This window comes from Acinetobacter sp. WU_MDCI_Abxd143, assembly GCF_025514195.1.
Lineage (GTDB): Bacteria > Pseudomonadota > Gammaproteobacteria > Pseudomonadales > Moraxellaceae > Acinetobacter > Acinetobacter pittii_H.
The window spans coordinates 1-7,756 of the sequence record NZ_JAHPTH010000026.1; the positions used below are offsets into that span (position 1 = coordinate 1).

Genomic DNA, 7,756 nt, shown 5'->3' on the forward strand with positions numbered 1-7,756 from the left:
ATTAACATAATACACCTTATGCGAAAAACCTAGATTTTACATTTATGGGCAAAAATCTAGGTTTTCCTTATGGATCTGAATCAAAAACACAAATTTTCCATGTTCAAAAACACAAATTTTCCATGCTGTGGCTAAAAATCGCTCACAATATGGATAAATTTTTTCAAGATTTCATGTTTAAAAAACACAAATTTTCCACTTATAAAAATCAATCTAAGCTAAAGCCTGGATCTTTTTTCTGAGTAAGCACATGGCGTCTAGATATTTCTAAATCATATTCCTTGCCATAAAGTTCAGCATTGTTCTGATTTCTAATTTTTTTAATTGTGTTTTTTTGAGCTTCAACATCAAGCTGAATAATTGGATCAGCGCTATAAAGTTTCCATCGAGGGATTTGTGGTACATCCTGTAATTTGGTCCCGAATTTTTGATTGAAATCGTCATTAGATAGGCAACTGACCTGATTTTTCACTTCAATTTCTATACCATAGACCATTACTTTTTTAGTTGGTGCATATTTTTCTAAAAACAAATTCATTAATTCTTGAGTTTTTTCACGGAATACTTTGACCTGATTTCGCCCAAAACCTAATGCATCAGCTGTTAACTTTTGCGCACCACCTTGAGTTGGATTTTTAGGACGATACTGTTTAAAAAACTGCTCTGGTGGTCGTTCAATATCATCTGAAATTGTTCTTTCTGAATACATCAAATGTAAATGTGGTTGATCCTCTCCAGTAATTTCACTGGGATGATTATGAATGACCGCGGTATAAGGAAATTGATATTGTCCGGCAAACTGATCTATTAACTTCTGAACCAATTCTGCTCGTTGTTCTAGTATTAACTCTTTTGGTAAAGCAATGGTTAAAGTAGAGCTTGTTCTTCCCCGGGAAATTTCAAATTGATCAGCACTTTTCCAAAAAAGTTTTGGTTTATTTTCTGCCCATTTGGGCATATTTCCATACCGTATAAACTCTAATTTTTCATTGTCTTTTTGATTTTCAAAATGTGCCGTCCGAGTTAAATAATGGAATGCATTCAGAGAACTCTGCTCTTTTTTAATATTATGCTTTAGATTTAAATAAAACATCAGTTCACCTCAAACAAATTACGTGTAACGAAACAGCAAATTTTCTTGTAACAAGGGGCTAATTCTTGTTGCAGAGAGCAGTCTCTTCTTGTTGCAAACATCGATATTTCATCAAAAAAGTTTGTTGCACTCGTCTAAAATTCGCTGTTTTTCTTGTTGCACCCCTTTCCCATTTCTTGTAACGGCAGACATTGCTTACTTTTTCACCATTAAGAAAAATACCGTTAAAACCCGAAGAAAAACTCATAATTTAATAATTAAATCAGTGGGTTGTGTAGCCTCCGCAGGAGCGAGTAGAAGTGTCTTTTTTTAACAATGATTGCTTTAGCAATCATTGTTAAAAAAAGACACGGAAACGAGATAAACAATATTTTATGTATAACATAAAATATTGTTTCAACACCATCAGAATTCCGCTAACATCAATTTAGATACCCAAAATCAGGAAATCCGCTTTGGCCGGTAGAAAAACATTTGCCTTAACACAACAAGAAATCATCGATTTGGATAAACATATTCGAGCGCTGCCGTTTAAAAGACGAATGCAAGATGCTTTTTTAGCAATGATTTCTGAACGAGAATCAATGAAACAACTGAATGAAGAAGATTTAAAACTTATTCAACGATGTCGTTATGAGCGCAATACTTATAATAAACGTATAGTTCAATTACAACTGATCCAAAAAACCGAGCCACAGAAATTAAAAAAATTAGAATTGAATATTCTAGAATTAAGTAAAAAAACAGATATTGATGCTTACTTTGCAATGCATGATGCATTAAATGAAGTTTTAAAAATTAAAAGAAATCAGACTTCTGAAAAGAATATTACAGCGAAGGTCGAACGAGTTTTAAACCCTGAGAAATATAACCAGGCCCCCCTTAGTAAATCTTTAAGAAAACAGCAAGACCACATTAAATATTTTATCGGATCACTATATTTAAACTTATTGGAACAAAGCGGTTTAGAGCGATCAAATTCAAACCAAGATTTAGATCGAATGCTCGATTTATTTAAGCAAGCACAATCCGGAGCAGAAAAGAACAATGCATTTAGCCTGGATCAAAATAGAAAAACAGATATTTTATCGGCTAAATCGCTATATGAAATGGAGAAATTGATTAAGCAAGCCAAAGAAGATCCAAGGAATCCTTTCAATAAAGCTTAGATTGACTCAAATAATAGGGTTTAAATACACTGTTGAAGCCGTATATGCCTTTTTTAGCCTAAACCTATATTCCCCATCAATAAAAAAATTAGAGTGCTCTAAACGCAAATTAGAGTATTTTGGAGATCATTTGATTTTACCGATAAGAACAAAGTGAGTGTCTACGAGCGATCCTTGGAAAATTTTGCCTAGACTCCCTGAAAAACCGCTTTTTAGGCTGTGAAACCTAAATAAGCATGGAAAAGTTGTAGAAATTTGAGTCTAGATCGAGCGTAGCGAGTAAAAAAGTTTTATGAGCGTAGCGAATTCCGAGTTGCTTTTGCTTTTTTTAAAGTCACGTAAGTGCTTACCAAAAAATTGCCCCGACGAACTGAGCGAAAGCGAAGTTCAATAGAGTTTGAGCGAAGCGAAAACCAAGGGCAATTTTTCTTTACCTGGGCTTTTAATTATTTTTAATCTTTTAAATGCTTTTAAGTAAGCTGTAACCCTTTATTCATAATAGTTTTAGAGTTAATAAAACTAGGTTTATCGACCCATAAAACTAGGTTTATCGACCCATAAAACTAGGTTTATCGACCCATAAAACTAGGTTTATCGACCTTAAAACTAGGTTTATCGACCCCAAATTAAGTCGATTTACAATTCAATTAAAATAGTCTATTGTACAACCTAGTTTAATTATAAATTTATTATTAGAAATGAGTGAATTAATTGTAAAGGATAATGCTTTAATTCAAGCTAGCTATACCCTAGATACAGTTGAACAAAGGCTGATCCTATTAGCCATTGCTGAAGCTCGGGAAACAGGGCACGGGATAACTGAAAATAGCCTTTTAGAAGTACATGCAAGTAGTTATATCAATACCTTTAATGTCGAGAAACACACTGCTTATACCGTGCTTCGGGATGCATCTAAAAGCTTGTTTGATCGCTATGTCACGTATCATGACATTAATCCTAAGACTGGTAAGGATCGTAGCTTTCACTGTCGTTGGGTCGATAAAATTGGATATGAACCTCAATCCGGGATCGTTTTCCTACGTTTCACGCAAGACATTGTTCCACTCATAACTCGACTGGAAGAAAACTTTACTAAATATGAATTGGAGCAGGTTTCGAGATTAACTAGCTCTTATGCTATTCGGTTATACGAGTTATTAATTCAATGGAGATCTGCTGGTAAAACGCCAATTTTTGATCTATCGATCTTTAGACAACAACTTGGTGTCGAAGCTCATCAATACAAAACAATGAGTAATTTAAAAACGTATGTTTTAGATTTTGCCCTCAAGCAAGTAAATGAGTTAACCGATATAACGGCTAAATATGAACAACATAAAAAAGGACGTTCAATTTCCGGTTTTTCTTTCAGTTTTAAGCAGAAAAAAACCAACTCTGACAAAGTAATTAAGGGAACGGATACATTAGCCCTTTTCACCAAAATGAGTGATAAACAACGTCATCTCTTTGCCAACAAACTTTCTGAATTACCTGAGATGGGGCAATATTCAGAAGGCACCGAAAGCTTCCAACAATTTGCTATACGCATTGCAGAAATGCTCCAAGATTATCAAAAATTCCAAGAATTATTCCCTTATCTTCAAAAAGTTGGCTTTGCACCTGCCTAAAATTTAAACTTGATCATTTGTCTATTAGACAGTCTAATAGACAACAACTTTTGACAGGTTTAGGCATAGATTTACAACATGAAAAGCCTTACAGTTCTCGAGCTTTCTAAGCTTTACAATATCAATAGACAAACGATTTACAACAACATAAAGAAAGGAATTTTAAGTAAAAATTCCCAGAATAAGATCGATCTAGCCGAGGCTATCCGTGTTTTCGGGGAACCTGTCAAAAAAGAGGATGTAAAAGAACCTGTAAAAATAGACAGTCCAAATTCGGCAGAAGTTTTACTACTTAGACAGCAGATAGACATGCTGAAAAACCAGCTTGATGATGCCAAAGATCGGGAATCTTTCTATCAGAACCAAATTGAAACGATGCAACGCCTATTAGAAGCCCCAAAACCTAATATGACTACGTTTACCGATCAAGAATTAGTGCAACCCAGCATAGCCAAACCAGATCCCGAACCTGACACAGCAGAAGCTAAACATGACGGATTGACTACTCCAGAGCGGAGGGAAAATAAGCGGATTCCAGTGCCAGAGCACATTGAACCAGAGCCTGAGAAAAGAGGCTTTTGGAGCCGTTTTTTTAGACCCTATGATTAACCACGATTGTTTAATTAATATGAATAAAGTCGTGAAACTTTGATTAAATAATAAGCGTGGAACGTGAAAAATCATAAAAAAAAAGCCCACCTTGGGGAGGTTGGGCAAAAAAGAAACTACAGCGTTGAATTTTCAAGAGAATTATAACGCATTTCGTATAAGGTGTATTATGTTAATTTTAGATTTTCTTAAAAAAATCAACTTGTTTTGTTTATGAAGTCAAATATTTTTTCTATAGGTATAAAGCCAATTGCTGCCATAGAAAGAACAATTAAAGTTACTGTACTAAATGTTATAAAGCTAATGTCATATTCATATTTCTTTTTAACGGTCGCACCTATCCATACAGAACAACTAGCCATAAGTAAAAAAATTAAGGTTCTTATTTTAACTTGTTGTACTTCTTGAAAAATTCCAATAAATAATAGAATTACCCAAATGATTATGGGTGCTATAACCCAACCAATATGAAGAGGTTTTGGTGTAATAAAAAAAGCATTTAAATCCATACCATTGTTCTGAAAAAGGTCGTGAATTTCTTGCGGTGTTCCTTCTATTTCTGAATTCTTATGAGTAACTTTCATCAGTGTTACCTGCCAGAATTAACTATTTTTAATGCTTCTTTCTTTGCAGCTGCGTCAGTCCATTCTTTAGGATTGTCATCTTTAATAAAAATTATCTTATTAGCCTCAATAATCATATTAGTACCAGAGAAATGAATGCTTTCTAAACTACCTCCAAAAGCATTTTGCTCTATTTTATTTAGTATCGATCCTATTGACGGAGAGATAGGTTTATATTCATCATCATTCTCTAAATTAGTTCCCAAATGAAATACCAAAACAGCACCATCTTTTTGGGATGGATATATAAGTGCTTTCAGACCAATACCAGGTCTAAGAAAAGCACTTAAATGCCGTCTAAAATTGTTGATATATTTTTGGATCATTTGCTTTTGCATAAAATTTTTAGTTAAAAAGTGATAAAAAAATTTTACCTTAAATTCTTTGACCGAGTGCTAACTTATTTTTTTATTTAATAATATCAATATTGTGCCATACTGGTTACTTATCACCCTTATGATTATCTTCTCTAAAGAAAGAATTGAGCATTCTAGTAGCTAAGGTACATTATGAATAAAAACCCTGTAGATGATTTATATCAAGAAGTAGCGTCTGTAATCGCTGAAATGAAAAGAAATGGGGATGCGCCTCCTGTTAGAATTAAATCTTGTCTTGAACATCTACGCAGTGGCCTAGAATATTTAGCAAATGATATCTACGATAAGCTGACTAATATTCCAGAAAATCAACGCAAAGACATATATTTTCCTTATGGAAAACCAGTTTTTATAGAAAAATATTTATCACGCTTATCAACATCTCATGAAACTATACAAATACTTAGAGAGTTCTTAACATCAATCCAGCCATATCATACTGGTGAAGAGTGGCTCGTGATGATGTGTAATTTAACCAATGATGCAAAACATAGACGTCCAATCCCTCTCGATAAAGAGGAAGTAATAACAAGTCAAACAATTTCAGCTGGAGGAGTTAATCTCATTCATATAGCTGGGGCAGGTACAGGAAGAGTGCAATTCGAGGGATGTATTGTAAATGGTAGGCCCTTACAAGATTTTGTTTACGATAATGGAAAGATCACTTCTAGTGGTATAGGTATCCCTGCATCACTAAACATCACTAAAGAAAAAAAAATAAGATTCCACGGACATGATTATGAAGTTATTCCATTCTTAGAAAAGTGCTTCAATGAGCTACACATTTTCATAAAGAAGGGATATTCGATTTTAAGAGATTTAACATAAAATCTCTTATGCGAAGCAAAAATGGGAGTCTATAGCTTCCATTTTCATCAATGATTCTTAAGATCTTCTAGCATTGCTTCACGCAGAATTTTATTCATGCGTGTCTGATAGCCTTTGCCTTGAGCCTTTAACCATGCAAGTACATCTGCATCTAGACGAACAGATGTTTGTTGCTTCACTGGACGATAAAATTGCCCATGGCGAACAGCATGACTCCAGTCGGTAATCTCAGGAATGTCAGATAGATCTAATTGTTCATCTGGTACAGTTCCTTTCGCAAGCAAGCGTTTAATTTCAGCATCTTGCTTGTCACTGAAATTTTCATTCAGTTCTTTGCGTGTATATCTAACCATGCTCATATTGATTGCGTTCCGCTTTAGTGACTTGCCTTGCACTAATGATTCGTATGATCTCACAGTCATCATCGTCAATGATTGTATGAGCCACCAATAACATCAGTACACCTTTAACCATACCGATCGTTTGCCAACGTTCTTCACCATTGGTATGTCGATCCTGGATTGAGATCCGTAAAGGATCTTCAAAAACGAGGCTTGCCGTTTCAAAAGATACATCATGTTTTTTCTGATTCTTTTGGTTTTTAGCCTCATCCCATTCGAAATACAGTTCCATAAAAAACATTCAAATTTGTATATACAATAATGTATCATAAATTTGTATCACTCAAGCTAATTGGAGTAATTTTTAGTCAAAATTATTGGCAAGAAGTATCAAACTTGCTCAAAAAAAATCCGCTTTGTTTCCAAAGCAGATTTTTGCGGTAGTTTCGGGTTATGTAAAATAGCTAAGTATATGATTTTATTTAACTTATAAAAGACGATTTCGGATAACGCCCATTATGTTAAATGGAGTCTTTATGAGAAATTAATAGTCTATTTTTGTTTGAGATTGAAGTATATTTAAAAAAATTAAGTTGTTTTTTTAAATGCATAACTTCATCTTTTAGTTTTTTGATTTGTTGCTCTCTTTCGTCCTGTATAGGGGAAGTAATTTCACCAAATTTTCTAATTAACTGACTGTATTCAATCAAGTTATTGTAGTCAAGTTTGAAATCTCCGCTTTTTATATATTTAAGTATAGTCGAGCGAGGTTTTTTATACGCTATAGCAGCATCACTGATCGAAAATTTTTTTAAAAAATGATGATGTTTACCTAGCATATTATTTCACTTAAGGCACTATTAATTTGGTAGATATATGTTAATAAAATTAACACATATAAGATATAAATCTTTAATCATTATTGGTTGATAATCGAACGTTTACTTTACACATACCCTACTCTGATAATTTTTCTATTATTAAATCAATATGCTTTTAAAAATTTATATTATTAACATAATACACCTTATGCGAAAAACCTAGATTTTACATTTATGGGCAAAAATCTAGGTTTTCCTTATGGATCT

At 33.5% G+C, this 7,756-nt stretch carries 10 protein-coding genes; 4 read left to right on the plus strand and 6 right to left on the minus strand.

Annotation, left to right across the window (positions count from 1 at the left end; all coding sequences use genetic code 11):
- Nucleotides 1-208 precede the first annotated feature (208 nt).
- Nucleotides 209-1,093 (minus strand): MobA/MobL family protein, encoded by an 885-nt coding sequence (locus tag KTI79_RS18880; protein ID WP_006581719.1) that lies wholly within the window; start codon nt 1,091-1,093, stop codon nt 209-211.
- Between the two features lie 455 nt (nt 1,094-1,548).
- Between KTI79_RS18880 and KTI79_RS18885 the strand changes: the two genes are divergently transcribed.
- From KTI79_RS18885 to KTI79_RS18895, 3 genes are all read left to right on the plus strand, one after another.
- A complete protein-coding gene (locus KTI79_RS18885; protein ID WP_006581718.1) occupies nt 1,549-2,262 on the plus strand; it encodes a hypothetical protein in 714 nt (237 codons plus the stop codon).
- Nucleotides 2,263-2,960: 698 nt separating this feature from the next.
- Nucleotides 2,961-3,890, plus strand: coding sequence for a replication initiation protein RepM (gene repM / locus KTI79_RS18890; RefSeq protein ID WP_086375725.1), 930 nt, complete (start codon nt 2,961-2,963; stop codon nt 3,888-3,890).
- A 78-nt stretch (nt 3,891-3,968) separates the two neighbouring features.
- A complete protein-coding gene (locus KTI79_RS18895; RefSeq protein ID WP_006581721.1) occupies nt 3,969-4,499 on the plus strand; it encodes a plasmid replication DNA-binding protein in 531 nt (176 codons plus the stop codon).
- A 197-nt stretch (nt 4,500-4,696) separates the two neighbouring features.
- Here the strand turns inward: KTI79_RS18895 and KTI79_RS18900 are convergent, their stop codons facing one another.
- The gene (locus KTI79_RS18900) at nt 4,697-5,083 is read right to left on the minus strand and encodes a hypothetical protein (protein ID WP_086375728.1); all 387 of its coding nucleotides are present in this window, start codon (nt 5,081-5,083) and stop codon (nt 4,697-4,699) included.
- A 5-nt stretch (nt 5,084-5,088) separates the two neighbouring features.
- On the minus strand, nt 5,089-5,448 hold the full coding sequence (locus KTI79_RS18905) for a hypothetical protein (protein ID WP_143224992.1): 360 nt from the start codon (nt 5,446-5,448) through the stop codon (nt 5,089-5,091).
- 183 nt (nt 5,449-5,631) lie between these two features.
- On the opposite strand from KTI79_RS18905, the gene KTI79_RS18910 reads away from it, so the two are divergent.
- A complete protein-coding gene (locus KTI79_RS18910) occupies nt 5,632-6,327 on the plus strand; it encodes a hypothetical protein (RefSeq protein ID WP_086375726.1) in 696 nt (231 codons plus the stop codon).
- A gap of 47 nt (nt 6,328-6,374) precedes the next feature.
- Here the strand turns inward: KTI79_RS18910 and KTI79_RS18915 are convergent, their stop codons facing one another.
- The 3 genes from KTI79_RS18915 to KTI79_RS18925 all read right to left on the minus strand — a co-directional run bounded on the left by KTI79_RS18915 (nt 6,375) and on the right by KTI79_RS18925 (nt 7,507).
- A complete protein-coding gene (locus tag KTI79_RS18915; protein ID WP_004836815.1) occupies nt 6,375-6,686 on the minus strand; it encodes a BrnA antitoxin family protein in 312 nt (103 codons plus the stop codon).
- Nucleotides 6,673-6,960, minus strand: a complete 288-nt coding sequence (locus KTI79_RS18920; RefSeq protein WP_002124950.1) for a BrnT family toxin — start codon at nt 6,958-6,960, stop codon at nt 6,673-6,675. Before KTI79_RS18920 ends, KTI79_RS18915 begins: the two co-directional genes overlap by 14 nt.
- Nucleotides 6,961-7,189: 229 nt before the next feature.
- Nucleotides 7,190-7,507, minus strand: coding sequence for a hypothetical protein (locus tag KTI79_RS18925; protein ID WP_017399711.1), 318 nt, complete (start codon nt 7,505-7,507; stop codon nt 7,190-7,192).
- Nucleotides 7,508-7,756: the final 249 nt, after the last annotated feature.